Annotated in this window: 25 protein-coding genes; 12 read left to right on the top strand and 13 right to left on the bottom strand. The window is 63.5% G+C overall.

What is annotated here, in order from left to right:
* Positions 1–30: 30 nt before the first annotated feature.
* The 6 genes from PFLCHA0_RS24005 to PFLCHA0_RS23980 form a co-directional block, all read right to left on the bottom strand.
* Positions 31–1452 (bottom strand): di-heme oxidoreductase family protein, encoded by a 1422-nt coding sequence (locus tag PFLCHA0_RS24005; RefSeq protein ID WP_015636802.1) that lies wholly within the window; start codon positions 1450–1452, stop codon positions 31–33.
* Between the two features lie 200 nt (positions 1453–1652).
* Positions 1653–2993: an imelysin family protein gene (locus PFLCHA0_RS24000; protein ID WP_011063082.1), complete on the bottom strand. Its 1341-nt coding sequence runs from the start codon at positions 2991–2993 to the stop codon at positions 1653–1655.
* Between the two features lie 162 nt (positions 2994–3155).
* Positions 3156–5207 carry a putative bifunctional diguanylate cyclase/phosphodiesterase gene (locus tag PFLCHA0_RS23995; RefSeq protein ID WP_011063081.1) on the bottom strand — a complete coding sequence of 684 codons (2052 nt, stop codon included), beginning with the start codon at positions 5205–5207 and terminating at the stop codon, positions 3156–3158.
* Positions 5208–5510: 303 nt separating this feature from the next.
* Positions 5511–6107, bottom strand: coding sequence for a superoxide dismutase (locus PFLCHA0_RS23990; protein WP_011063080.1), 597 nt, complete (start codon positions 6105–6107; stop codon positions 5511–5513).
* A gap of 176 nt (positions 6108–6283) precedes the next feature.
* Positions 6284–6886: a LysE/ArgO family amino acid transporter gene (locus PFLCHA0_RS23985; RefSeq protein ID WP_011063079.1), complete on the bottom strand. Its 603-nt coding sequence runs from the start codon at positions 6884–6886 to the stop codon at positions 6284–6286.
* Between the two features lie 2 nt (positions 6887–6888).
* A complete protein-coding gene (locus PFLCHA0_RS23980; RefSeq protein WP_011063078.1) occupies positions 6889–7293 on the bottom strand; it encodes an ACT domain-containing protein in 405 nt (134 codons plus the stop codon).
* A 110-nt stretch (positions 7294–7403) separates the two neighbouring features.
* On the opposite strand from PFLCHA0_RS23980, the gene PFLCHA0_RS23975 reads away from it, so the two are divergent.
* The 4 genes from PFLCHA0_RS23975 to PFLCHA0_RS23960 all read left to right on the top strand — a co-directional run bounded on the left by PFLCHA0_RS23975 (position 7404) and on the right by PFLCHA0_RS23960 (position 11308).
* Positions 7404–8303 carry a LysR family transcriptional regulator ArgP gene (locus PFLCHA0_RS23975; RefSeq protein WP_015636800.1) on the top strand — a complete coding sequence of 300 codons (900 nt, stop codon included), beginning with the start codon at positions 7404–7406 and terminating at the stop codon, positions 8301–8303.
* Between the two features lie 97 nt (positions 8304–8400).
* Complete coding sequence (locus PFLCHA0_RS23970) at positions 8401–9393, top strand: NAD-dependent epimerase/dehydratase family protein (protein ID WP_011063076.1); 993 nt, start codon at positions 8401–8403, stop codon at positions 9391–9393.
* A gap of 106 nt (positions 9394–9499) precedes the next feature.
* Entirely contained in the window at positions 9500–10339 is an 840-nt protein-coding gene (locus PFLCHA0_RS23965) for a hypothetical protein (RefSeq protein ID WP_015636799.1), read from the top strand.
* Between the two features lie 123 nt (positions 10340–10462).
* On the top strand, positions 10463–11308 hold the full coding sequence (locus PFLCHA0_RS23960) for a cache domain-containing protein (RefSeq protein ID WP_015636798.1): 846 nt from the start codon (positions 10463–10465) through the stop codon (positions 11306–11308).
* 87 nt (positions 11309–11395) lie between these two features.
* Here the strand turns inward: PFLCHA0_RS23960 and PFLCHA0_RS23955 are convergent, their stop codons facing one another.
* Complete coding sequence (locus PFLCHA0_RS23955) at positions 11396–12913, bottom strand: MDR family MFS transporter (protein ID WP_041752524.1); 1518 nt, start codon at positions 12911–12913, stop codon at positions 11396–11398.
* A 395-nt stretch (positions 12914–13308) separates the two neighbouring features.
* Here PFLCHA0_RS23955 and PFLCHA0_RS23950 point away from each other — a divergent pair, with 395 nt between their 5' ends.
* Positions 13309–14223, top strand: a complete 915-nt coding sequence (locus tag PFLCHA0_RS23950; protein WP_011063072.1) for a helix-turn-helix domain-containing protein — start codon at positions 13309–13311, stop codon at positions 14221–14223.
* Here PFLCHA0_RS23950 and PFLCHA0_RS31905 read toward each other — a convergent pair.
* Both PFLCHA0_RS31905 and PFLCHA0_RS23940 read right to left on the bottom strand, forming a co-directional pair.
* Positions 14216–14392 (bottom strand): hypothetical protein, encoded by a 177-nt coding sequence (locus PFLCHA0_RS31905; protein WP_015636796.1) that lies wholly within the window; start codon positions 14390–14392, stop codon positions 14216–14218. The two genes, PFLCHA0_RS23950 and PFLCHA0_RS31905, sit on opposite strands and share 8 nt — an antisense overlap.
* A gap of 141 nt (positions 14393–14533) precedes the next feature.
* Entirely contained in the window at positions 14534–15439 is a 906-nt protein-coding gene (locus PFLCHA0_RS23940) for a LysR family transcriptional regulator (RefSeq protein WP_011063070.1), read from the bottom strand.
* Positions 15440–15552: 113 nt separating this feature from the next.
* Here PFLCHA0_RS23940 and PFLCHA0_RS23935 point away from each other — a divergent pair, with 113 nt between their 5' ends.
* Together PFLCHA0_RS23935 and PFLCHA0_RS23930 are read left to right on the top strand one after the other, a co-directional pair.
* Entirely contained in the window at positions 15553–16437 is an 885-nt protein-coding gene (locus PFLCHA0_RS23935) for an MBL fold metallo-hydrolase (RefSeq protein WP_015636795.1), read from the top strand.
* Between the two features lie 69 nt (positions 16438–16506).
* Positions 16507–17121 (top strand): NAD(P)-dependent oxidoreductase, encoded by a 615-nt coding sequence (locus PFLCHA0_RS23930; protein ID WP_015636794.1) that lies wholly within the window; start codon positions 16507–16509, stop codon positions 17119–17121.
* Between the two features lie 104 nt (positions 17122–17225).
* Here PFLCHA0_RS23930 and PFLCHA0_RS23925 read toward each other — a convergent pair whose 3' ends face one another.
* The gene (locus PFLCHA0_RS23925) at positions 17226–18107 is read right to left on the bottom strand and encodes a LysR substrate-binding domain-containing protein (RefSeq protein ID WP_011063067.1); all 882 of its coding nucleotides are present in this window, start codon (positions 18105–18107) and stop codon (positions 17226–17228) included.
* 159 nt (positions 18108–18266) lie between these two features.
* On the opposite strand from PFLCHA0_RS23925, the gene PFLCHA0_RS23920 reads away from it, so the two are divergent.
* Together PFLCHA0_RS23920 and PFLCHA0_RS23915 are read left to right on the top strand one after the other, a co-directional pair.
* Positions 18267–19904, top strand: a complete 1638-nt coding sequence (locus PFLCHA0_RS23920) for a 5-guanidino-2-oxopentanoate decarboxylase (RefSeq protein WP_011063066.1) — start codon at positions 18267–18269, stop codon at positions 19902–19904.
* A complete protein-coding gene (locus PFLCHA0_RS23915) occupies positions 19901–21349 on the top strand; it encodes an aldehyde dehydrogenase family protein (RefSeq protein ID WP_015636792.1) in 1449 nt (482 codons plus the stop codon). The genes PFLCHA0_RS23920 and PFLCHA0_RS23915 overlap by 4 nt, the downstream gene beginning before the upstream one ends.
* Before the next feature lie 7 nt (positions 21350–21356).
* Here the strand turns inward: PFLCHA0_RS23915 and PFLCHA0_RS23910 are convergent, their stop codons facing one another.
* On the bottom strand, positions 21357–22286 hold the full coding sequence (locus tag PFLCHA0_RS23910) for an AraC family transcriptional regulator (protein WP_015636791.1): 930 nt from the start codon (positions 22284–22286) through the stop codon (positions 21357–21359).
* Between the two features lie 330 nt (positions 22287–22616).
* On the opposite strand from PFLCHA0_RS23910, the gene PFLCHA0_RS23905 reads away from it, so the two are divergent.
* Positions 22617–22982, top strand: a complete 366-nt coding sequence (locus PFLCHA0_RS23905) for a putative quinol monooxygenase (RefSeq protein ID WP_011063063.1) — start codon at positions 22617–22619, stop codon at positions 22980–22982.
* A 9-nt stretch (positions 22983–22991) separates the two neighbouring features.
* The gene (locus PFLCHA0_RS23900) at positions 22992–23264 is read left to right on the top strand and encodes a hypothetical protein (protein WP_041119660.1); all 273 of its coding nucleotides are present in this window, start codon (positions 22992–22994) and stop codon (positions 23262–23264) included.
* A 9-nt stretch (positions 23265–23273) separates the two neighbouring features.
* Here PFLCHA0_RS23900 and PFLCHA0_RS23895 read toward each other — a convergent pair whose 3' ends face one another.
* Positions 23274–23903: a flavin reductase family protein gene (locus PFLCHA0_RS23895; RefSeq protein WP_011063061.1), complete on the bottom strand. Its 630-nt coding sequence runs from the start codon at positions 23901–23903 to the stop codon at positions 23274–23276.
* Between the two features lie 164 nt (positions 23904–24067).
* Complete coding sequence (locus PFLCHA0_RS23890; RefSeq protein ID WP_015636789.1) at positions 24068–24637, bottom strand: hypothetical protein; 570 nt, start codon at positions 24635–24637, stop codon at positions 24068–24070.
* 376 nt (positions 24638–25013) lie between these two features.
* Here PFLCHA0_RS23890 and PFLCHA0_RS23885 point away from each other — a divergent pair, with 376 nt between their 5' ends.
* Entirely contained in the window at positions 25014–25769 is a 756-nt protein-coding gene (locus tag PFLCHA0_RS23885; RefSeq protein ID WP_015636788.1) for a COG4705 family protein, read from the top strand.
* The last annotated feature ends 30 nt before the right edge of the window (positions 25770–25799 follow it).

Raw genomic sequence — 25799 nt, 5'->3', positions numbered from 1 at the left:
TTATTGTGGAGAAAACGTGTGAGTCGAGCGTTATAGAGAATTCAGGAATGCCAGCAACGCGGCGCGCTGCTGGGCATTGAAGGTCAAGACCTGTTGTTTCGCGCCTTCGGCTTCGCCGCCGTGCCAGAGCACCGCCTCCATCAGGTTGCGGGCGCGGCCGTCATGCAGGAACTGGGTGTGGCCGCTGACGGTTTCGGTAAGGCCGATGCCCCACAGCGGCGCGGTGCGCCAGTCGCGGCCACTGGCCTTGAACTCCGTGCGGTGGTCCGCCAGGCCTTCGCCCATGTCATGCAGCAGCAGGTCGCTGTAGGGGCGTATCACCTGGTTGGCCAGCTCGGGTTCGGCGGCGTCGGCCGCGGTGGTAAAACTTGGGGTATGGCAGGACTGGCAGCCGGCCTGGAAGAACAGGTTCTTGCCGGCCAGGACCTGGGGCGAGTCGACATCGCGACGTGCCGGCACCGCCAGGTTGCGGGTATAGAAGAGCACCAGGCGCAGGATGTTGTCGCTGACCTCCGGCTCGCCATCCGGGCCGTTGCCATTGGGGGCCTGCTTGCAGGCGGTTTGCGCGTCGGTGCAGTCATCGAAGGGTCTCAGGCGGGTGGTCAGGCCCATATCACCAGAAAACGCGTGAACATTTTGTTGATTGAGGTTGGGTTGCCCGGCTTTCCAGCCAAAACGCCCGAGTACGGTCTTTTGCAGGGCGTCATCCCAGACCCAGTTGGGCCGGCCGGCGATGGCGTTTTTATTCGCCGGCCTGGCATTGGCCAGGATCGCCTCTTCGGGAATGGCTTCCAGCAGCCCCAGGCCGATCATCGGTGGCGCCACCCGGGCGGAAAAACGCGTGTCCGGGTGCATAGGCCCGTAGCCCAGGTCGGTGATCTGCAGCTTGGGTTTGCGCAGCTCCACTTGGGTGCCGTCCTGGAAGCGTACCGGCAGGGGATTGTAGTCCACCCGTACCCGGCCTTCGGGAGCGACCCCGGGAATGGCCATGTCCTGCAACTGGCCGCCGTACACCGGCTCCGGAACGATACCTGCCTGTTCGATGAGCCTGGCAAAGGCCGGATCGTCGGGGATCGACAGGCGCACCAGCATTGACACCGCGTTCAGCGCATCCGGCGCCGGGGGATGGCCGCGCCCGTCCTTGATGTGGCAGTTCTGGCAGGCGTTGGTGTTGAACAACGGGCCGAGGCCGTCGCGGGCGGTGGTGGTGGAGGGGGCGATGACCCAGGGGCTGCGGAAGAAACTGTTGCCGACGCTGAAGTCCAGGCGTCGGGTGGGTGGCAGGTTGGCCGACGGCAGGGAGAAGGCATTGCGATCGCTCTTGTTGACCGTGGTCGCGCCGCCCGCCCGGGCTTCTCCAGGTTCGGCCTGGGTAAAGCGCGGCGCGTCATCGCAGGCACTCAGGCTCAGGGCCATGAACAGAGCGGACCAGCGAAGCGGCAACGAGGGCATCGGACATCCTGCAAGACGAGCAAAACAAGGGCGCAAAGTCTAACAGGGCGGCCTGGATTGAATAAGAGGAATTATCGTTTGGTTTGACCCAGGACAAGCTGGACGGGGCGCAGGCAACGATGTTGCAGGCTGTGCAAACGGCTGCGGCGGGCACAAAAAAGGCGACCCGAGGGTCGCCTTTCTGCCTGGCGCAATGCGGATCAGAATTCGTGATCGGCGTTGTCCGGGTTCAGGTCGCTGATGCCCAGCTTGCCGGCGGCCTGCTCGATCGAGCCGGTCTGCTTGACCAGGGCGGCGATGGCGTCACGCACGATCTGGTTGCCGGACTCGTTGCCCGCCGCAATCAGCTGGTCGTAGTGCTCGCCCTTGTTGGCGTGGTCGACCATGACCTGGATCTTGGCTTCGGTGGCCGCCAGGTCGGCTTTCAGGGCCGCGTCGGCGGCCGGGTCGGCCTTGGCCACCAGGGACGACAGGCTGGCGCCGCTCATCTTGGTGCCGTCGGTACGGGTGTACTCGCCCAGGTAGACGTTGCGGATGCCCTTGGCGTCGTAGAAGTGCGAGTTGTGGGTGTTGTCGCTGAAGCAGTCCTGCTCGTCTTCAGGGGAGTTGGCTTCCAGGGAAACCTTCATCCGCTCGCCGGCCAGTTCACCCAGGGACAGGCTGCCCATGCCGAACAGCATCTTGCGCAGGCCGGTCTCGGCCGGCTCGGCTTCCAGGGTGGCGCGGTAGTTGTCGGCCACGTCCGGCTTCCAGTTGCCGACCATTTCTTCCAGGTCGTTGACCAGCAGTTGGGTCACGGCCTTCAGGTAGGCACGACGACGATCGTTATGGCCGCCGGTGGCACCGGCACCTTCCAGGTAGTCCGAAGCAGGGCGGGCGCCGGCGCCAGGGCCGGTGCCGTTGAGGTCCTGGCCCCAGAGCAGGAATTCGATGGCGTGGTAGCCGGTGGCGACGTTGGCCTCGGCACCGCCCAGCTCGTTCAGGCTGGCGAGTTTTTCCGGGGTGATGTCTTTCACGTCGACCTTGTCTTCGCCGACCTGGATCTCGGTGTTGGCGATGATGTTGGCGGTGGCACCCGGGTTGCCCAGTGCGTGCTCGTAGCTCTTGTCGACGTAGTCGATCAGGCCTTCGTCCAGGGGCCAGGCGTTCACCTGACCTTCCCAGTCATCGATGATGGTGTTGCCGAAGCGGAACACTTCGCTCTGCAGGTAAGGCACGCGAGCGGCGACCCAGGCAGCCTTGGCGGCTTTCAGGGTGTCGTCGTTGGGCTTGGCGAGGAAGGCATCGATGGCGGTCTGCAGGGTTTTCGCGGTGGATTCGGAGTCGCTGTATACGGCGAAGACCATGTCAGCGTAATGCGCGACCACGGCCTTGGCAGCCGCTTCGTCGACCTTGCCGGCTGCATCGGCCGCTGGGGTGGCAGTGCTGGTGGCCGGGGTCGGCGCTTGGGCGGCAGCCTTGTCGTCTTTGCCTTCGCCGCAGCCGGCGAGGGAAATTGCGATGGCCAACAGACTGGCGGTAGCCAGAGGCATACGAATCATGGCGAACATCCTGCTTCGAGAGGGGAGTGGACGGCGCGGGGGCGCGCAAAAGCTGCGACATAATGCGAAAGATTTGCATTATGTGTAAAGGGTTGTGCCTGGAAATATTTCTTATTCAACAGGGGATTGCGCTGGGTCAGGTTCGCCAGCGCCGTGCCTGGCTCAGAGGATTGCCGCATTGCTGCGCTGGGCCTGTTTCAGGTAGGCCCCCAGCTCCCGGGCGGGCAGGGGTTTGCTGTAGTGGTAGCCCTGACCTTCGTGGCAGCCTTCGGAGATGATGTAGGCCTCCTGCTCGGCAGTTTCCACGCCCTCGGCGATCACCTGCATGCCCAGGCTCTTACCCAGCTGGATGATCGCGCGCACGATGGTGGCATCGTCGTCGTCATCCAGCAGGTCCTGGACGAAGCTCTTGTCGATCTTGATCTTGTCCAGGGGCAGGCTCTTGAGGTAGCTCAGGGACGAGTAGCCAGTGCCGAAGTCGTCGATGGCAATCAGGGCGCCGGAGCGACGCAGGCTCAGCAGGTGCTGGGCGGCGGTGCTGATGTCTTCCATCAGGCCGGTTTCGGTGACTTCCAGCTCCAGGCTGCGGGGCGGCAGGCGGTAGATCTGCAACAGATTGTTGACCACCCGTGGCAACTCGGCGTGGTGCAGTTGCACGGTGGACAGGTTGACCGCCATGCGCAGGTCGCTGAAACCCATGTCGTGCCATTCCCGCAGCTGGCGGCAGGCCTGGTCCAGCACCCATTCGCCGATGGCGATGATGGTGCCGTTCTGTTCCGCCAGGGGAATGAACAGGTCTGGCGGCACCAGGCCATGTTCGGGGTGCTGCCAGCGGATCAGCGCTTCGACGCCCACCACACGGTGGTCGCGATAGCTGATCTGCGGTTGGTAGACGAGGAAGAACTGATCCCGGGCCAGGGCCTCGCGCAGGTCTTTTTCCAGCTCGCGGCGGCGACGCATCTCGCTGTCGACGCTGGCGATATAGAACTGATACCGATTGCGTGACCGGGTCTTGGCCAGGGTCATGGTCTGTTCGGCTTTTTGCAGGAGCTTTTCCGTGCTGTCGCCGTCTTCCGGGAACAGGGTGATACCGATGGTGGCACGCAGGCGGATTTCCTGGTGATCCAGGGCGAAGGTGGCCTCAAGGTCATCGAGGATGCTCTGGGCCAGTTCCGCAGCTTCGTAAGGCTGTTCGATATCGGCCTGGACCAGGGCGAACTGATCGCCCCCCAGGCGCGCCAGGGCGCCAAGCCGGCCGCTGTGGCCGCGCAGGCGGTCGGCCAGGGCCAGCAACAGCTGGTCGCCGGTCTGGTAGCTGAACTGTTCGTTGATGCCCTTGAAATCATCCAGGCCGACACAGAGCACCGCCACCCGGCGTTGCAGGCGCCCGGCGTCCACCAGGATCTTGTCCAGTTGCTGTTGCAACTGCTGGCGGTTTGGCAAGCCGGTGAGGAAGTCGTACTGGGCCATGCGCAACAGGCTGTTTTCCGCCTCGTGACGCAAGTGGGTGTTGCGTTCGATGGAGGCCAGCAACTGGTTGGCGGTATTGATCCAGATCCCCAGCTCGTTCTTCTCGTGGCCCTTGAGCAGGGGCAACTGGTGTTCGCTGGGGCGGTCGGGGTTGATGGTGGTCAGGTGCTCGATGATTCGCGACAGCGGCTTGGTCAGCAGCCAGTGATAGACCAGGTACAGCACCAGGCCCATGGCCAGGGCCCGCAGGACTCCGGAAATGAAGATGATCACCGAACTGACGATGAAGCCCTGGCCATAAGTGGCGGTGTCGAGGGTGATGCTCAGGTCGCCGTAATATTCGCTGTAGGGGCCACGGCCCACCAATTGCGTAGTGAAGGTGCGTTCCTGACCGAGGATCAGGTCGGTCAGCCAGCGGCTGGAGGATTTCTGCAGGTCGCGGGATTTCTCCGCGAGCATGGTCTCGTTCGGGTGGCCAATGGAGGCCATGCGCACAGCGTCATCCTGGAACAGGCCTTCAATGACTTGCATGCCCATTTCCCGGTCCAGGCTGTAGACCGCCTGTGTCGATGGGTCGCGAAACATGTCGAGAATGCGCTGGGCATCGCTAGCTACCGCCTGCCGAGTCTTGTAGGCATCGAAGACGATCTGGGCGCAGCTCAGGACCACGCCCACTATGAGTGCCGACAGCAGCACAACCCGGAGCAACTTCACCGACAAGCTGTTTTTGAGTTCCAGCTTCAAAGGGCTATTCCTTGTTCCGTGCGTGTAGCGTCAAGTTGCCATGAGTATTGGCAATCCCGTGATGGCCGTCAAAGTGACATTAGTGCCGAGAACAGGATGTCTGCGGGCCAGGCCCGGGTGATCAGAATCAGGATTGCTCGTGCTGTGGATAGTGTGTCGGTAGCGACGCCTTGCAACTTGAGGGGCGGCGTTGTTTTTTACCTGCCATGAATCTTAGCGCTTCAGGTGGGCGGGACAAGATCCCGGCTTTGCCACAGGCAAAAAAAACCCGGCCAGGCCGGGTTTTTTACACTGCAAACGGACTTAAGCGACGAAGTTCTTGCCTTCGAACTGCTCAGCCACGAATTTCCAGTTGACCAGGTTCCAGAACGCTTCGACGTATTTTGGACGAACGTTGCGGTAGTCGATGTAGTAGGCGTGTTCCCAGACGTCGCAGGTCAGCAGCGGGGTGTCGCCGCTGGTCAGCGGGTTGCCGGCGCCGATGGTGCTGGCCAGGGCCAGGGAACCGTCAGCCTTTTTCACCAGCCAGCCCCAGCCGGAACCGAAGGTGCCAACCGAAGTCTTGGTGAATTCTTCTTTGAACTTGTCGAACGAACCGAACGCAGCGTTGATGGCTTCAGCCAGGGCGCCGGTAGGTTGGCCGCCGGCGTTTGGCGCCAGGCAGTTCCAGTAGAAAGTGTGGTTCCAGACCTGGGCTGCGTTGTTGAAGATGCCGCCCGAAGAGGTTTTGACGATCTCTTCCAGAGTCTTGCCTTCGAACTCGGTGCCTGGCACCAGGTTGTTCAGGTTCACGACGTAGGTGTTGTGGTGCTTGTCGTGGTGGTATTCCAGGGTTTCCTTGGAAATGTGCGGCTGCAGAGCGTCGTGTGCATAGGGCAGCGGCGGCAATTCGAAAGCCATGATGATTCTCCTAATCAGGTCAGTTGCGGTGAGCGCAAGGCCGATCACGGGCGGCCAGACAAGCGCCGGGGAGTTTGTACTCTTTGCGGCGCAGGGTTCGGATCATAGCACCGGGGGTGCGGCTTAACCACGCAACAACTGTGTGGGATAGAGGTTCCAGAGCCTTTTGGAATAAGTCACGCGGCGCTGATCAACTGCAGGGCGACGCTGAACATCATCACCGCCACCAGCAGGTCGAGTATCCTCCAGGTGCTCGGGCGCGCCAGCCACGGAGCCAGCCAGGCGGCGCCCAGCGCCAGGGTGAAGAACCACAGCAGCGAAGCGCTCGCGGCCCCCACCACATAGGCGCCCGGTTCGGTCTGCTGGGCCCCCAGCGAGCCGATCAGCAGCACCGTGTCCAGGTACACGTGGGGGTTGAGCAGGGTCACCGCCAGGGCGCTGAGCATCACCGCCCGCAGCGAACGCACGGTCTGTCCTTCGCCCTGCTGCAGGCTCTGTTTCGAGCAGGCACGGCGCAATGCCTGGGCGCCATACCAGATCAGGAATGCCGCGCCGCCCCAGCGTGCCACCGCCAGCAACATCGGGCTCTGGGTGAGCACGGTGGCCAGGCCGAACACGCCGGCCGCCACAAGCAACGCATCACAGGTGACGCAAAGCGCCGCCACCGGCAGGTGGTGCTCGCGGCGCAGGCTCTGGGCCAGGACGAAAGCGTTCTGAGTACCGATGGCCATGATCAGGCCGAAGGCCACCAACAGGCCATTCACATAGCTTTGCCACATGGTTATTGCTCCTCGCCGGCGGCCAGTTGTTGCAATACCTGCATGGCCCGCCCGGCATCCGCCTGGCCGACAAACAGGTGGTCGTGGTAGTAGCCGGCGATCACGTTGCAACTGATCCCGGCCTTGCCCAGGGCCCCGGCGAAGGCAGCGGTCAGGCCCACGGCTTCGAGCGCCGAATGCACGTTGAGGGTGATCCAGGCGGCTACATAGTCAAAGCCCAGGCCCAGGCGCTCGGCCTGCTGGCGCGGGAGAATCACGGTCAGGCCTTCGCGCTCGCGAAAACTGCCCAGCACTTCGCAGTCCTGCAGCAGGCTGCGGTCGGGGAGGGAGCAGAACACGTACTCGCCGTCATTGAGCTGCGGGCTCATGCTGCGCAGCAGGGTTGCGAGGGAGGTTTCACCGGCCATGAACGGAATCCTTGAACGAAGAGGCATTGCTGAGGCTTTACGCTGGCTATTTTCCCGGCCCGGGTTGTATAAGAAAAACCAATATTGCTGATCTCTCATTAGGAAAACTGATGTTCGACTACAAGTTGCTCTCGGCCTTGGCCGCAGTGATCGAGCAGGCAGGGTTCGAGCGGGCGGCCCAGGTGCTGGGTTTGTCACAGTCGGCGATTTCCCAGCGGATCAAACTGCTGGAGGCCCGGGTCGGCCAGCCAGTGCTGGTGCGGGTGACGCCGCCGGCGCCGACGGAAATCGGCCGGCGCCTGCTCAACCATGTGCAGCAGGTGCGCCTGCTGGAGCGCGACCTGCAAAGCCTGGTGCCGGCGCTGGACGAGGAGGGCCTGCCGGAGCGCTTGCGCATCGCCCTCAACGCCGACAGCCTGGCCACCTGGTGGGCTGGCGCTGTGGGCGATTTTTGCGCCGAGCACCATCTGCTCCTGGACCTCGTGGTGGAAGACCAGACCGTCGGCCTCAAGCGCATGCGCGCCGGGGAAGTGGCGGCCTGCGTCTGTGCCAGCGAGCGCCCGGTGGCCGGGGCCCGCAGCCTGCTGCTGGGGGCCATGCGCTACCGGGCCATGGCCAGCCCGGAATTCATCGCCCGGCATTTTCCCCAGGGCGTGCGTGCCGAGCAGTTGCCGCGCACACCGGCGCTTGTGTTTGGCCCCGACGATTTCCTGCAGCATCGCTACCTGGCTTCCCTGGGCGTGGACGGTGCTTTCGAGCATCATCTGTGCCCGTCTTCCGAGGGCTTCATTCGCCTGACCGAGGCCGGCCTGGGCTGGGGGCTGGTGCCCGAGTTGCAGGTCCGCGAGCAGCTCGAGCGGGGCCTGCTGTTGGAACTGTTGCCGGATAAACCCATCGATGTGCCGCTGTACTGGCATCATTGGCGCAACGGCGGCCAATTGCTGGGGCTGCTCACCGAGCACCTGGCACGTTTGTCGGCACAATGGCTGGTGCCCTGGGAGCAGCCGTAAGCGTCAAGCGACAAGCTGCAAGTAGACAGCTTGCGCACTGATTTTTAACTTGCAGCTTGTAGCTCGTAGCTCGTCACTGCTTTCTTAGGAATATTTCATGAAGATTCTGGTTACCGGCGCAAGCGGCTTCATCGGCGGGCGCTTCGCCCGCTTTGCCCTTGAGCAGGGCCTGGAGGTGCGGGTCAATGGCCGTCGCGCCGAAGCCGTGGAGCATCTGGTGCGCCGTGGCGCTGAGTTCGTCCAGGGTGACCTGAGCGATGCCGATCTGGTGCGCGAGCTGTGCCGCGACGTCGACAGCGTGGTGCATTGCGCCGGTGCCGTGGGTTTGTGGGGGCGCTACCAGGACTTCCACCAGGGCAATGTGCTGGTCACCGAGAACGTGGTCGAAGCCTGCCTCAAGCAGCGGGTGCAGCGGCTGGTGCACCTGTCTTCGCCCTCGATCTACTTCGACGGCCGGGATCACCTGGGGTTGACCGAGGAACAAGTGCCCAAGCGCTTCCGGCATCCTTATGCGGCCACCAAGTACCTGGCCGAGCAAAAGGTCTTCGGCGCCCAGGAGTTCGGCCTTGAAGTGCTTGCCCTGCGCCCGCGCTTCGTCACCGGCGCCGGCGACATGAGCATCTTCCCGCGGCTGTTGAAGATGCAGCGCAAGGGCCGCCTGGCCATTGTCGGCAACGGCCTGAACAAGGTCGATTTCACCAGTGTGCACAACCTCAACGAGGCGTTGTTCAGCAGCCTGCACGCCAGCGGCTCGGCCTTGGGCAAGGCCTACAACATCAGCAACGGCACACCGGTGCCTTTGTGGGATGTGGTCAATTATGTGATGCGCCAGATGCAGGTGCCGCAAGTCACCCGTTATCGTTCCTTCGGCCTGGCCTATGGCGTGGCGGCGCTCAACGAAGGTTTCTGCAAGCTCTGGCCGGGGCGACCGGAGCCGACTCTGTCGCGCCTGGGAATGCAGGTCATGAACAAGAATTTCACCCTGGATATCAGCCGTGCCCGGCATTATCTCGGCTATGAGCCCAAGGTCAGCCTGTGGGCGGCCCTGGATGAGTTCTGCGCCTGGTGGAAAGCCCAGGACATAAGCTGAAACCAAAGACTGAACCGAGTTTGCCCGGCCCGGTCCATTGGCCGGGCGGATTAGCGGTTTATACTCGCCGCACTCAGCCACCACCGCGTTTCACAAAGGTTGCCCCATGCGTAACGATGCAAACGATGACTTCGACGACGTTCCCAGTCTGCGCGCCGATCCTCTCGACGACGATGTCTTCCCCACCACCAGCGCTGCCCGCGAGCGTACCTCCGTGCATTCGCGCGGCACGCCGGTAGTCAAGGTCAAGAGCCCCAGCACCGGCCCGCTCTGGGCATTGGTGGGCGCCTTGTTCTTTGCCTTCATCGGCCTTGCCTGGTGGAGCTTCCAGCAGATTTCGCTGATGGAACAGCAATTGGTGGCGACCCAGGAAAGCTTCGCCAGGATCAGTGAGGAAGCGGCCGGACGCCTGCAGGACATCTCCGGCAAGGTGGTGGCCAGCCAGACCAATGTCACCACGGACAGTGAAGCGCTGAAGCTGCAGATCAAGCAACTGGAGAGCCGCTTGCAGGACCAGAGCCGACAGCAGCAGGGCGTGGCGGGGCAGGCCACCGATCTGGACAAGCGCCTGGCGCAGATGAGCGCGCAGACCGCCGAACAGCAAGCAGCCAACAGCCAGTTGCAGGCTCAGGTGAAAGCCTTGAGCGGTGAACTGGCGAGCCTGAAAAGCGCCCAGATCGACAATGGCAAGGTCGATGCCCAGCTCAAGAGCCTGGGCGCCGACCTGGCCACGCTGAAGAAACAGGGCAATCCGAGCGCCGCCATCGAGCGTCTGGAACAGGACCTGATCGTGCTCAAGAGCCAGCAGGACAACCGTCCCGCCGCTGCGCAAAACGGTGCCAGCACTGCCGAGTTCGACGCCTTTCGCGGCCAGGTGACCCGCAACATCAACACGCTGCAAAGCCAGATCCAGAACCTGCAGCAGCAGATCAACACCCGCCCTTGATGGGGGCCGCCTTCCCACGCCTGGCGTGGGAAGGCGTCGGTTCACCCCCCGTGTGCTGAATGTTTCCGCATATCCTGCAGCCGTCTACGCTCTTCGAACGCCAACACGAACGAGGAGCGGGCGATGAGACTGTGGCTTGGAAATACCTGGGTGGGCTGGCTGCTGCTGTTGTGCTTGGGCCCGCTGCAGGCGGCGCCGTCGGTGGATGATGGCGCGGCGGCCCGGGCGCTGCTGGAAAAGGCCCTGGGCTACTACCACGATCAGGGCGACAAGGCATTCGCAGCCTTCAGCCGCCAGGGCGAGTTCGTCGACCACGACCGCTATGTGTTCGTGGTGGATACCCAAGGCGTGATGCTGGCCAGTGGCGGTCCCTCGTCGGCGTTGATTGGCCGTGATGTGTCGCAAGTCCTGGGGCCGGACTTGCGCAAGGCGTTCAAGCAAGCGTTGAAGACGCCCGAGGGCAATGGCATCCAGCAGGCCGAGTACCGCTGGCAGAACTGGGCCGACGGCAAGATCGAGCGCAAGCATGTGTATTTCCAGCGGGTCGGCGAACGCATCCTGGCGGTGGGTTACTACCAGCCCCGGGCGTCGGCCGAGCAGGCCAGGGCATTGCTGGAGAGGGCAGCCACGGCCTTGAGCACGGACCGCAACGGCACGCTCAAGGCGATCAACCAGTTGCAGGGCGGTTTTCTTGAGGACGATCTGTACGTGTTCGTGGTGGACATGGACAGCCGGCGCTACCTGGCCCATGGCACCAACCTGCGTTTGCTCAACACCGACTTCGCCAAGATCAGGGATCCCGAAGGCAAGCCGGTGGGCGAGCCGATGCTGGCGCTCATGGCTCGCGAGGATCAGGGCGAATACCAATACCGCTGGAAGAACCCGGTGACCGGCAAGGTGGAGGACAAGCATGCCTACCTGCGCAAGGTAGGGAATCTGCTGGTTGCGGTGGGCTACTACAGCCCTTGATCATGCTGCCCTGCAGCCGCTGCCGCAGGCTGCTTCAGCAAAGGCTGGAGCGCTTCGACCAAAGCGGCTACAGGAGCCCGGGGCGGGTTAACGCGCCTTGTCTTCACGACCGCGCAGCAGGCGATTGGGCATGGCGATCGCCGCTGCCAGCCCCAGCAGGGATACCCCGGCACTGACCAGCAACAGATGCTTGAAGGTCGTCAGCAACTCGGCTCGCAAGGCGTCCCGCGCCGGGCCGGGGGCGGCGTTCAGGCCTTCCAGCAGGGCATTGCCGGAGTGCCCTTCAACCATCAGCCCGGCGCCACCGAGATGGGCCAGGCTGGAATCCTGGAGCAAGGCCAGCAGCAACGCCGACATCAGCGCCACGCCCACCGCCCCGCCGAGGGCGCGGAACAGGTTGGTGGTGCTGGTGGCCACGCCGATATCCCGTTGCTCCACCGAGTTCTGCGTGCCCACCAGGGAGGTGGGGAACTGCATGCCGCCAGCGATCCCGCAGAGCAGCATGAACAGGCCGCTGAGCAGCTCCGACTGCGGCGGCACCAGGGCCATGCCGAGGATCGACAGCGGCATCAGCAGCGCGCCACTGAGGATCATCGGCTTGTAGCGCCCGGTGACCGAGGTCAGGCGCCCGGCACAATAGGCGCCCATTGGCAGACCCATGGCCAGCGGCAGCAGGTGCAGGGCGGCACTGTCGGCCCCGGCGCCGGTGATGCTCTGGAAGCGCAGCGGCATCAGCACGATCAGGGAAATGGCCTGGAAGCTGGTGAAGAAGATCGTGCACCAGCACAGCAGCGCGTTGCGGTTGGTGAACAGGTGCATCGGCAGCAGGGGTTCCCGGGCCCGGCGCTCATGCCAGACGAACAGTGCCAGGACGATGACCGCGATGGCCAGCAGATCGAGCACTTCGGCGCTGCGCCAGGAATAGCCCTGGCCTACCTGGGTGATACCCAGCAACAGGGCGGTCAGGCCGATGATCATCAGCACGGTGCCGAGGTAGTCAATGATCGGCTTGCGCTGGGGCACCGGCAGCCCGATCAGAGTGCGATGCGCCACCCACCAGGCGCCCAGGCCCAGAGGCAGGTTGATCAGGAACACCCAGCGCCAGGAAAGGAATTCGGTCATGTAGCCGCCCAGCACCGGGCCGGCGACGCTGGCCACTGCGTACATGCTGCTGAAGTAGCCCTGGTAGCGACCGCGCTCCCGAGGCGGAACTATGTCGCCAATGATGGCCTGGCTCACGGAGATCATGCCGCCGGCGCCGATACCCTGAAAAATCCGCGCCAGCACCAGTTGCTCCATGTTCTGTGCCAGGCCGCAGAACAGCGAGGCCAGGGTGAACAGCCCCATGCCGAACAGCATCAAGCGGCGGCGGCCGTAGAGGTCGCCGAGCTTGCCGTAGATGGGCACTGCCACGGTCATCGCCACCATGTAGCCGGAGATCACCCAGGCCAGCAGGCCGACGTCCTTGAACTGGGCGGAAATGGCCGGCATGGAGACGGCGACGATGGTCTGGTCCAGGGCGCCGAGAAAGATCGCCAGCATCAGGGCGATCAGCACGCTGCGAATGGCCGGTTTGGGCGAGACGGGCTGTTGGAAGTGGGTCACGAAAGAACCTGCGGGCAGAGATTGACCCGGCGGAGCAAGGCCGGTGGAAGTGCGCTTCAGTGTACTAGATAGGAGCCTACTAGATAGCCATACAAGGAAGTCTCCGGGGATTTTCATCTGGGCTTAACTGATGGGAACGATGCTCTGTGAAGACCTGGGCGGTCAGACGAAAACGCAGATTATTCGGTGGGAATTAGCTGCTAATGGGACGCATTCTGTATAGTGCCCGGCACTGGGCCGGTGCTCTGAACACCGGCCCGGTCAATGTCCATTGATGTTGCTGTTGCTTGCATTTCGCCCGGGCGTATTCGTTTATCGAAGAGCCCTGGCGGTTGTCTGATGGTTCGCCCGCTGGCGCCCCCGTCGCCCGTCACACTGAGGCCTGGACTGTAGTGATGAACAAGCCTGCCCTTGCGTCGATTCCGGTGTTCAAGCTCTATGGCGAGAGCCTGGACTGGCCTACCCCGGACCTGCTTCATTGCGAGCCCATCAGCCAGCGCAGCCGCGAGCACCATTGGGAAATCAAGCCCCATCGGCATGCCGACCTCTGCCAGTTGCTGTTTGTATACCGTGGGCAGGCGGAACTGGAGATCGAAGGCCAGCGTACCCTGCTGGACAAATCGATGGTCCAGGTCCTGCCGCCGCTGTCGGTCCATGGCTTCCGGTTTTCCGAAGACATAGAAGGTTATGTGGTGACGCTGGCAGCGCCGCTGGTAAGCCATCTGCAAACCCAACTGGGGCAGGGGCAAAATACCCTGGCCAGGCCCGAGGGATATCCGACGGGGGCAGACGAGGCGTACCTGAACGGTTTGTTCGCCGCCTTGCAGCAGGAGTACCAGGGGCAGCAGCCGGCTCGGGAAATGCTCATGCATGCGCTGGTCAGCATGATTGTGGTCTGGGTCGGGCGCCAGGCGTTGCAGCGCAGCAGTGCCAGCCGGCGTCCCCAGCGGGCCCGTGAGTATTTCAATGGCTTCATCCAGTTGGTGGAAGCCCATTACCGCGAGCATGTGAAGGTCGAGGACCTGGCCCACAAGCTGGGTATTTCAGTGTCGCACCTCAACGGCACCTGCCGTGAACTGGCAGGGCAGCCGGCGCTGCAGATCATGCACGAACGCCAGCTACTGGAAGCCAAGCGGCTGCTGACCTACACCGGGATGACCATCTACGAGATTTCCGCGGACCTGGGGTTTTCCGACCCCACCAACTTCACCCGGCTGTTCCGGCGCCGGGAGGGGATCTCGCCCAAGGTATTTCGCGACCGCCTGAAGGCCGATCAGGCCGGGGACGCCGATTCGCTGACGCTCACCTGAGGGCGTTCAAGGTGGCGTTGTGGGGCATGCAGCGCTCCAGGTTGCAACTGGCGTAGTTGCGCGGTTGCATGCGCGCCTGCTCCACGCGATAAGCGGCAGTACCGTATAGCGCCAGGGTCACGGTGCAGGTCATGAAGATGGCCAGGTACCTTCTTGTCTTGACGTTCATGGCAACGACCTCTGAACCCATACCCCTTTGGTTTAAAGGGGTACTGTTATCAGCATAGGTCAGTTGCGGGGGCTTGCCCGGCCTGTTTGGCAGGGTATTCAGCAGTTGGATCGAGCAGCCCGGCCAGCGCCGTGCATCTATCTACAAACCTTCGTCCCAGAGCGGTTGCTGGGGAAACCTGAGGACCAGGAAGTCGAGCATGCTGCGCAAGGTCGCCGGCATGTGCTTGCGCGAGGCATAGACCGCGTACATGTTCATCGTGCGCGGTTCGGCGTGGGGCAGCAGGCGTACCAGCTCTCCACGCTTGATGTACTCACCGGCCTGGTAGCTGGGCAGCATGGCGATCCCGGCGCCGGCCATGGTGGTGCGCAGCAGCGTGCTGGCCTCGTTGGCGCTGATGTTGCCCTGCACCGGCACCGATACCTGTTCGCCATCCTGTTCGAAATGCCACAGGCTCTTGCCGAAGTAGGAGTGGGTCAGGCAGTTGTGCCGGTTCAGTTCCTCCACCCGCTGGGGCGCGGGGTGCTCTCGCAGATAGGCCGGCGAGGCGCAGATCACCGAGCGGCAGACCGTCAGGCGCCGGGCGATCAGGTTCGGGTCCAGGTCATTGCTGGTACGGATCGCCAGGTCAATGCGTTCATCCACCAGGTTCACCGTGCGATCGAGCATCTGCAGGTCGATGCTGACCCCCGGGTAGCGCTTGACGTAGTCGGCCACGGCATCCGCCAGTTGCGACTGGCCGAACGAGGTACTGACGCTGATGCGCAGCAGACCGCGGGGTGCATCGTCCGGCTCGCCGACCGCGGCCTGCATGTCGCTGGACAGCTCCAGCATCTGCCGGCAGCGGGGCAGAATCTCACCGCCGGCGGCGGTCAGGCTGAGCTTGCGCGTGGTTCGGTGCATCAGCCGGGCGCCGACCCAGTCCTCCAATTCCGCCAGATAACGTGACACCACCGGACGCGACAGGTCCAGGTGATCGGCGGCGGCCGACTGGCTGCCCAGGTCGACGACGGTGACGAAGACCCGCATTGCTTGGAGACGATCCATGATTTGCCCGCTTTCAGAAACAAACTATGTTCAAGCATCGCATTTTTTGTAACGAGTCTGGCAACTAAGCTCTGTCCATCCCAACCCAGCCAACAGATGCCGGAGCTGCCCTCATGATCGGATTCACTTCACTCAAACGCTTGCTGCTGGCCACTGCCACCCTGGGCTTTGCCGCCCATGCCGCGGCCGCCGAGCCGCCCCTGAGCCTGGATGTCTACAACCCGGGCGCCAACGCAATCTTCCCGGTGACCTCGGTGCTGGTCAGCGGCAAGAAGGACGCGATCCTGGTGGACGCCCAGTTCGGCAAGTCCCAGGCCCAGCAACTGGTGGACAAGATCCGCGCCAGCGGCAAGCACTTGACCACCATCTACATCAGCCATGGTGACCCGGACTACTACTTCGGCCTCGACACCCTGACCGCCGCCTTCCCCGACGCCAAGGTGGTGGCTTCGCAGCCGACCGTGGATCACATCAAGGCCACGGTGGACGGCAAGCTGGCGTTCTGGGGCCCGAAAATGGGCACCGACGTACCGGCCAAGACCATCGTGCCGGGCGTGCTCAAGGGCCACAGCCTGACCCTGGAAGGGCAGAAGCTCGACGTCATTGGCCTGGACGGCAAGCAGCCGGACCGCAGCTTTGTGTGGATCCCGTCGATCAAGGCGGTGGTCGGTGGCGTGGTGGTCGCGGAAAACATCCACGTGTGGATGGCCGACACCCAGACCCCGCAGTCCCATGCGGACTGGCTGGCTACCCTCAAGACCATCGACAGCCTGCAACCCAAGACCGTGATCCCCGGGCACTTCCTCGGTGACAGCGCGCGTTCCCTGGCCCCGGTGCACTTCACCGCGGACTACATCAAGGCCTTCGACGAGGAAACCGCCAAGGCCAAGGATTCCGCCGAGCTGATCGCGGCCATGAAAAAGCGTTACCCGGACCTGGGCGAGGACAGCTCCCTGGAGCTGAGCGCCAAGGTCGCCAAGGGCGAAATAAAGTGGTGAAAACGGTTTGACCCGCTCCCTTGTGGGGGCGGATGCCTCTGTACTCTCTTAGCCAACTGGAGACATGTCATGAGCAAGATCGCAATCATTGGTGCCACCGGCCGTGCCGGTAGCCAACTGCTGGAAGAAGCCCTGCGTCGCGGCCACAGCGTGACCGCCATCGCCCGCAACACGGCGAAGATCGGTCCGCGTGCCGGCGTGGTCAGCCGCGATGTGGATGTGGCCGACAGTGCCGCGCTGCAAGCGGCGGTGGCCGGTCACGATGTGGTGATCAGCGCGGCGCATTTTTCCAGCATCGCTGCCAATGCCATCATCGACCCGGTGAAAAAGGCCGGGGTCAAGCGCCTGCTGGTGGTAGGCGGTGCCGGTTCGCTGTTGCTGCCGGGTGGCAGCAAGGTCATCGATAGCCCGGGCTTCCCGGAGGAATACAAGGCCGAAGCCAGCGCCGGCGGGGTGTACCTGGAGACCCTGCGCAAGGAGCAGGACCTGGACTGGACCTTCCTTTCGCCATCGGCGGAGTTCGTCGAGGGTGAGCGTACCGGGCACTTCCGCCTGGGCCAGGACGACCTGCTGGTCAGCGCAGAGGGCCGTAGCTGGATCACTTTTGCCGACTACGCCATCGCCATGCTCGACGAGGTGGAAAAGCCCGCCCATAGCCGTCAGCGTTTCACCGTCGGCTACTGATCACTGGCCGATTGACCCGTTAGCCGCCTGTTGCAGGCGGCTAACGGGTTGTTCCGGCAAGCGTTGAAGGCCCCTCGCGGGGCTTTTCGCTGTCTGCCGGTATTTCAGCGCTGCCGGGCCTGTTCCACCAGCCAGTCCAGCAGTTCCTGCAGGGCCGGCGAAGGCCCCGGGCGCTCCGGGTACACCAGGTAATACGCCTGCCCTGTCGGCACCTTCAATTCAAAGGGCATGACCAGCCGCCCGGCACTCAGGTCATCGCCAATCAATGCCCAGTCGCCAATCGCCACACCTGTGCCCTGGGAGGCCACGGACATCGCCAGGTCCAGGGTCTCGAAGTGCTGGCCCTTGCCCAGGGTGTCCAGGGGCGTGCCAGCGGCCTTGAGCCAGGTTTGCCAGTCCCGCTGATCATGGGAGGGGTGCAGCAGCAGGTGCTGTTGCAGGTCTCTGGGGCTCGTCAGCGGCACCGGGCCTTCCAGCAGGGGCCGGGAACAGACCGGAGTCAGCTGTTCATTGAACAGGTGTCGCGAGCCCAGGGTCGGTGCCGGTGGTGCGCCGTACATGACCGCGGCGTCGAACGGCTCGCGGCCGAAATCCACGCCATGGGCAATGGTGGTGGTCAGTTGCACCGGCACATCGGGGCGCTCCTTCTGCCACTGCAGCAACCGCGGCAGCAGCCAGCGCATCACGCAGGTCGGGGCCTTGAGCCGCAGGTTGCGCTTCTGGCCGCCGATCTCGTCCACCGCGCCATTGATCATTTCGAACACCTGCTGCACCCGTGGCAGCCATTCCAGCCCCTCGGCGGTGAGGCTCAGGCCCCGGGCCTGGCGCAGGAACAACGGATAGCCCAGGTGACTTTCCAGCCCGGCGATCTGCCGGCTCACCGCTCCCTGGGTGATGTGCAACTGCTCGGCGGCGCGAGTGAAGTTGCAGCACTGGGCGGTGATCAGAAAAGTGTGCAGCGCGGGCAAGGGAGGAAGGCGTTTCATGGCTGGCCGAGGCATGACGTGGGGACATGGCTAGTATGACTTTTTATCCATTGTTGCGGCTACAGGCCCACCGTTCCAATAGCCCCTCTATCGGCGCCCGCAGGCGTTTTCCAGCCTGTGGCCGACGTGCGGTTTTCCTCCAATAAGAAGGGCGATGAGATGGCGACGTGCGGTGAAGTACTGGTCAAGCTACTGGAAGGTTATGGCGTCGAGCAGGTGTTCGGCATTCCCGGGGTACACACCGTGGAGCTGTATCGCGGCCTGGCCCGTTCGCCCATCCATCATGTGACTCCGCGCCACGAGCAAGGCGCCGGCTTCATGGCCGACGGCTACGCCCGAACCAGCGGCAAGCCCGGTGTGTGTTTCATCATCACAGGCCCCGGCATGACCAACATCACCACCGCCATGGGCCAGGCCTACGCCGATTCGATTCCCATGCTGGTGATCTCCAGCGTGCAGGCCCGCAGCCAGTTGGGGGGCGGGCGCGGCAAGCTCCACGAGCTGCCCAACCAGAGTGCGCTGGTCAGTGGCGTGGCGGCGTTTTCCCACACCCTGATGTGTGCCGACGAGTTGCCAGCGGTGCTGGCCCGGGCCTTTGCCCTGTTCCAGGCCGGGCGCCCACGCCCCGTGCATATCGAGATTCCCCTCGATGTGCTGGTCCAGGACGCCGACCACCTGTTGACCAGCGAGCCGGTGCAGATCGCCCGCGCCGGCGCCGCCCCGGCCGCTGTCGCGCAGATGAGCCAACTGCTGGCCAGTGCCAAGCGGCCGCTGATTCTCGCGGGCGGGGGCGCCATCGATGCCGCCCCGGCCCTGACCCGCCTGGCCGAGCTGTTGCAAGCGCCGGTGGCCCTGACCATCAATGCCAAGGGCATGCTGCCTTCGGCGCATCCGCTGCTGATCGGTTCCACCCAGTCCATGGTGGCGACCCGGGCCCTGGTGGCAGAGGCCGATGTGGTCTTGGCCATTGGCACCGAGCTGGCGGAAACCGATTACGACGTGACCTTCGCCGGTGGTTTCGAGATTCCCGCTACCCTGCTGCGTATCGATATCGATGCCGACCAGACCGTGCGCAACTATCCGCCGAAAGTGGCACTGGTGGCCGACGCCCGGATCGCTGCCGAAGCGCTGCTGGCGCAACTTGCCGGGCTGGAATTGGCAGCGCGTCGCAGCGACTGGGGCCAGGTCCGCGCCGCCGCCTTGCGCAGTGAGCTGAGCCAGCTCTGGGACGGCCCGACCCAGGCCCAGACCCTGTTTCTGCAGACCGTGGTCCAGGAACTGCCGGAGATTGTCCTGGTGGGCGACTCCACCCAGCCGGTGTACAGCGGCAACCTGACCTTCAACCCCGAGCAGCCACGACGCTGGTTCAACTCCTCCACCGGGTATGGCACCCTGGGTTATGCCTTGCCGGCGGCCATTGGCGCCTGGCTCGGCGGCGGTTCGCACGCCAGCCAGCGACGGCCGGTGGCCTGCCTGATCGGCGATGGCGGCTTGCAGTTCACCCTTTCGGAACTGGCCTGCGCGGTGGAGGCTCGCACCCCGATCATCGTCCTGCTGTGGAATAACCAGGGCTACGAAGAGATCAAGAAATACATGGTCAACCGCGCCATCGAGCCGGTGGGCGTCGACATCTACACCCCGGATTTCATTGCCGTGGCCAAGGGCCTGGGCTGCGCCGCCGAGCGCATCGACAGCGTCGAGCAACTGCGCGCGGCGCTGCGCTCGGCGGCGGATCGCCAGGGCCCGACCCTGATAGAGGTCGATCAGAACCGCTGGACCCAAGGAGTACAGGCATGAGCGCGCACCCCCTGTTGAACGGGCTGTACATCGACGGCCAATGGTTGGCGGGCAGCGAGCATCTGCAGGTGATCAACCCCAGCACCGAGGGCGTACTGGCCCAGGTTGCCGGTGGCGGTCCCGAGGCCGTGGAGCAGGCGCTGTGCGCTGCCAGCGCTGGCCTTGCGCGTTGGTCGCACAGCGGCGGGGCTGAACGTGCCGCGGTCCTGCGACGGATTGCGGCCGGGGTGGCCGAACGCCGGGAGCAACTGATGCACCTGCAGTCGAGCAACAACGGCAAGCCGCAATTCGAGGCCGCCATGGATGTGGACGATGTGATTGCCACCTTCGAGTACTACGCCGGGCTGGCCGAAGGCCTGGATGCCGCTCAGGACGCCAATGTGGCTCTGCCCAGCGAGGCCTTCAGTGCCCGCCTGCGCCGCGAGCCCTGTGGCATCGTCGGGCTGATCGTGCCGTGGAACTTCCCCATGGTCACCACCGCCTGGAAGCTCGCTCCGGCCCTGGCCGCCGGTTGCAGCGTGGTGCTCAAGCCTTCCGAAGTCACCCCGTTGCCGGAGCTGGAACTGGCGGCAATCATCGCCGGCAGCGGCTTGCCCCGGGGCGTGTTCAATCTGGTCTGCGGCACCGGCCTGGCGGTGGGCGCGCCCCTGGCAGCCGACCCGCGAGTGGCGAAAATCTCCTTCACCGGCAGCAACGCCGTGGGGGTCCAGGTGATGCAACGCGCGGCGGAAACCGTCAAGGGCGTGAGCCTGGAGCTGGGGGGCAAGTCGTCGTTGCTGGTGCTGGCGGATGCCGATCTGGATCTGGCGGTGGAGCTGGCCTGTGGCGGCGGCTTCTTCAACGCCGGGCAGATGTGCTCGGCCACCAGCCGGGTGCTGGTGGCCGATGAGTTGGCCGATGAGTTCCTGTTGCGCCTCAAGGCCCGGGCCGAAGCCATTCGTGTGGCCGACCCGTTCGACCCCGAGGTGGAAATGGGCGCGCTGGTCAATCAGGTGCAATACCGGCGGGTGCAGGCCCATATCGAGGAAGGTTTGAATGTGGGGGCCAAGCTGGTCTGCGGCGGTGGCCGCCCGGCCGGCTTGCAGCAGGGGTATTTCATCCAGCCCACGGTGTTCACCGAGGTGCCGCTGGACAGTGCGCTATGGCGTGAGGAGATCTTTGGCCCGGTGCTCTGCGTGCGCAGTTTCAGCAACGAGCAGCAGGCCATCGAAATGGCCAATGACAGCGAGTTCGGCCTGGTGGCCAGCGTAGTGGGAGCGGATGCAGCGCATGCCGAGCAAGTGGCCAATGCCCTGCAGGCCGGTCTGGTGTGGATCAATGCGCCACAGGTGATCTTTCCCCAGACGGCGTGGGGCGGCTACAAGCAGAGCAGCATCGGTCGTGAACTGGGGCCCTGGGGGCTACAGGCCTTTCAGGAAATCAAGCATGTGATCCGCGCTCGTTAGGCAGGCCTCAGTTGCTCACCCGCAGGCGCGCCATATCCCGCAACGGCGGCGCGCCGAACAAGCGGCTGTACTCGCGGCTGAACTGCGACGGGCTTTCATAACCCACCCGATAGCCCGCCACCGAAGCCTCCAGCCCCTCGGCCAGCATCAGCCGCCGGGCTTCTTGCAGGCGCAACTGTTTCTGGTACTGCAGCGGGCTCATGGCGGTCATGGCCTTGAAACGGTGGTGCAGGGTCGAGACGCTCAGGTTCACCTCCCGGGCCAGATCATCGATGCGCAACGGGTGCACGAAATTGCCGTTGAGCCACTTGATGGCCTGGTTGACCCGGTGGCCCTGGCTGTTGGCAGTGGCGATCTCATACAGGCGGTGGCCCTGGGGGCTGCGCAGCAGGCGATAGAGAATTTCCCGGCGTACCAGCGGCGCGAGCATGGCGATGTCTTTCGGGGTGTCCAGCAGGCGGGTCAGGCGCAGCACCGCGTCGAGCATCGCCGGGTCCAGGCGTTCCACGTACAGGCCGCGCCCGGTAGGCCGGGCGGGTACGCCGATGGGGCCGGCATCGGCAATCAATGCATTGATTTCCCCGGGGTCGATGTCCAGGCGCAGGGCCAGGATCGGCTCCTCTGGTGAAACGATCGCCACCTTGCCGCTCAGGGGGACGGAAACCGAGACCACCAGGTAATTCAAGGGGTCGTAGTTGTAGCTTTCATCGGCCAGGCGTACTTCCTTGCGGCCCTGGGCCATGATGCACAGCGCCGGCTGTGCCAGCACCGAACCGAATTGATGAGAGCTGCTGTGGCGCGAGACGAACAACGAGTCGATGGCCGTGGCGTAGCTGCCGTCCTCGGCGGTGTTGCGTGCAATGATCGCGGCCAGTTCCACGCGCTGCCGTTCCATCTCCGGGGCCAGGGGCGGTGGCGGGGTTTCCAGTGATGGCATGGGGCAGCCTCCGAGTGTTTGCAGTCGGCACAGCTTAAGTTTGTGCAAGAAGCGCGGGTAGGCGAATCCTGCGTAAAACTTGCCTGATCCTGCTGCTTGCGCGCGCGATAGGCAAGATCAGCCGATGCTCCTGAGCTTCACTTGCTTGAAACACCGTTGTCATGCTTTTGCCCAATGGCGCGGAGTCGGGGAGGGAGCAAAGGGCTTGTCGCAGGATTGGGCAAATCAACGGCAGAAATCGACTAACGCGCGCGAGGGCCTGCCCCGTATCGTTGATCCTGTCGCAGCCCGTCCCATGGCTGCCTCGACAACACCCTGGGAGGGTCGCACATGTCCACGCATATTCCCGTCAGTCACATGGCCTTTGTCCGAGCCCGGGCCGGGCGTTCCAAGGAGCTGGGTGCGCGCTTGAGCAGCCTGATCGAACCGTCCCGCCAGGCCTGTGGTTGCCTGCATTTTGCCCTGCAGCATTCGCAGTGCGATGCCGACCTGTGGCTGGTGTCCGGTTTCTGGAGCAGCCAGCAGGCGATGACGGCCTATTTCAATTCCCCGGCCATGGCGATCTTTGCCGAGCTGGTGCAGGACCTGGTGGTCAACAGCCTGGATTTTCATACCTTCAGTACCGTGTCGGCGCTGCAAGCCCATGGCGAATATCCGCAACTACAGCAGGCGCCGGTGCACAAGCTGGCCAGTTGAAGGTTTAGAATGGCCGACTTTTCATTGGCCAGGACTCGCAACATGGCACGCAAAGAGTTTGCACACTACGAAGCAGTTTCCGCTGTGGTTCCAGGGGAGGGGGGATACAGCGCCGCCATCGCCGTCAAGGCTCTCGGCGCATCAAGCGCACCACGCTTTCATAAAGTCCTGGATGAGCAGAAATTCAAGACGGCGCATGACGCCGACCAAGCTGCCGCACAACAACTCGAACAGTTGGCCGACGTCGATCAGGACGGCGAGTTGAGCTGGAAGAGCTACTGAGTCCAAGCGCTATTTGACTGCCCCCGGGCGGTGCATCCTGAACAGAGCCTCTGGCCCCAGTTGGAAGTAATCCGCCGGCCCGCCGCCGCGCAGAATCGGCTCTGCCGCGGCGGTGTCGTAGATCCCGTCCTTGAGTAGCCACTTGGCGATATGCACGGCGACCACTTCGCCGAGGATCAGCCAGCTCGGCACCAGTTCCTTGTCCGCCCGCTGCAATTGAATGATCTGGGTGACCTTGCACTCGAAGGACACCGGGCTCTCGGCTACCCGGGGCACGCTGATGACTTTCGACGCCACGGGGGTCAGGCCGGCCAGTTCGAACTCGTTTACCTCGGCCGGGACTGCGGCGCAGCTCTGGTTCATCTGCTCGGCCAGAGGTCGGGTGGCCAGGTTCCAGGCGAACTCGCCGGTCTGCTCGATATTGTTCAGGCTGTCTTTGCGCCCGACGCTGGAGAAACCGATGATCGGTGGAATGTAGTTGAAGGCGTTGAAGAAGCTGTAGGGCGCCAGGTTCAGGCGCCCCTCGCGATCCTGGGAAGAGATCCAGCCGATGGGGCGCGGGCCGACGATGGCATTGAACGGGTCGTGGGGCAGGCCGTGGCCCAGGGCAGGTTGGTAAAAGTGGATATCGTCGGGCATGGCTCAAGGTTCCTGCTTGGGGCGAGTTAAGGGCGTCATAGTGCAGTGCGCAATCGCCCAATTCCAGCGTCCTGGCCCTTGAGCGTTCCACGCTGTGGGTGTTTTCCCCTGGCCAGAAACGACTAAGCCCGGCCAAGGCCGGGCTGTGGTGTCAGGTGCATCAATCAGCTGATGCTGGCGGAACCGGTGCGGTCGTAGCCATCGGCAGCGAAGGTAGCGGAACCGGTGCGGTCGTAGCCATCAGCGGCGAAGGTAGCGGAACCGGTGCGGTCGTAGCCATCGGCAGCGAAGGTAGCGGAACCGGTGCGGTCGTAGCCATCAGCGGCGAAGGTAGCGGAACCGGTGCGGTCGTAGCCATCAGCGGCGAAGGTAGCGGAACCGGTGCGGTCGTAGCCATCGGCAGCGAAGGTAGCAGAACCGGTGCGGTCGTAGCCATCGGCAGCGAAGGTAGCAGAACCGGTGCGGTCGTAGCCATCGGCAGCGAAGGTAGCGGACCCGGTGCGGTCGTAGCCATCAGCGGCGAAGGTAGCGGACCCGGTGCGGTCGTAGCCATCGGCAGCGAAGGTAGCGGACCCGGTGCGGTCGTAGCCGTCGGCAGCGAAGGTAGCGGACCCGGTGCGGTCGTAGCCATCAGCGGCGAAGGTGGCGGAGCCGGTGCGATCGTAGCCATCGGCGGCGAAGGTGTTGGCAGCCAGTACCGAGAGGGTCAGGGCGAGGATCAGTTTGCTTTTCATGATGGTGACTCCGGGTTCGTTGAGATGAATGCGTTGGGCTTGGTATGAATCCTACTCCGGTAAAGTTGATATAAAAGCGCAAATTAATGCTTATAAATATCTGCTTTATCGATATTTATTAGGTCGGCCCTCGCCGCCAAATACCGCGTTCAAGCCTCACTGCATAGAAGAGCCAAGTACCCACTTGGATTCATTAGCAGGCTATGCATCCAGCATTAACTGATCATTAATTGAGCAGATTGCTTGTAAGAAAATATTTCAACGATTTTTTCATCCGCGCCTTACCTGTTTTTCACCCCTTGACGTTCAGCCTCCGCGCAGGCCTGCAGTCCATAGACAGGCCGCCTTGAATGCGACCTTTGGAGCACCTTTGCGAATGAACAAGCTACCCCAGATCACCCTGGCCTTCTGGGTCATGAAAATCTGCGCGACCACCCTCGGCGAAACAGCGGGGGACCTGCTGTCGATGACCCTGAATGTGGGTTATGCCATCAGCTCGATGATTCTGATCAGTGTGTTCCTGCTGACCCTGGTCACCCAGCTGTGGTCCAAGACCTACAACCCGGTGCTGTACTGGATCGTGATCCTCTCCACCAGTACCGCCGGCACCACCATGTCGGATTTCATGGACCGCACCCTGGGCCTGGGCTATGCCAGTGGCTCGTTGATCCTGATCGGTATTCTGCTGGCGATCTTCGCGCTCTGGCGTCTGAGTGGCGACTCGCTGAACGTCAACAAGATCCAGACCTTTCGCGGCGAGATGTTCTATTGGATGGCGATCCTGTTTTCCAACACCCTGGGCACCGCCCTCGGCGACTACCTGGCGGACGATTCGGGGCTGGGCTTTGCCGGCGGGGCGCTGTTGATCGGCTTGACCATCGCCGTGGTGGTGCTGCTCAAGTACTTCACCAGGCTCTCGTCGGTGCTGTTGTTCTGGGTCGCTTTCGTATTGACCCGGCCGTTCGGCGCAACCTTGGGCGACTTCCTCACCAAACCCCACGAAAAAGGCGGCCTGGATTTCGGCACCATCGGCTCGTCGGCGGTATTGGCGGGAATCCTGCTGGTGATGATCGTGGGGGCGGCCTGGGCCCAGAACCGCGATGGGCGCCAGGGCGCAGCCGAACTTTCCTGACCTGTACAGCCTCTGTAGGAGCCGGCTTGC

Source organism: Pseudomonas protegens CHA0 (genome assembly GCF_000397205.1).
In the GTDB taxonomy this organism is placed as follows: domain Bacteria; phylum Pseudomonadota; class Gammaproteobacteria; order Pseudomonadales; family Pseudomonadaceae; genus Aquipseudomonas; species Aquipseudomonas protegens.
The sequence above is the reverse complement of the archived record's forward strand: the minus strand, read 5'-3'. Positions and strand labels throughout refer to the sequence as shown.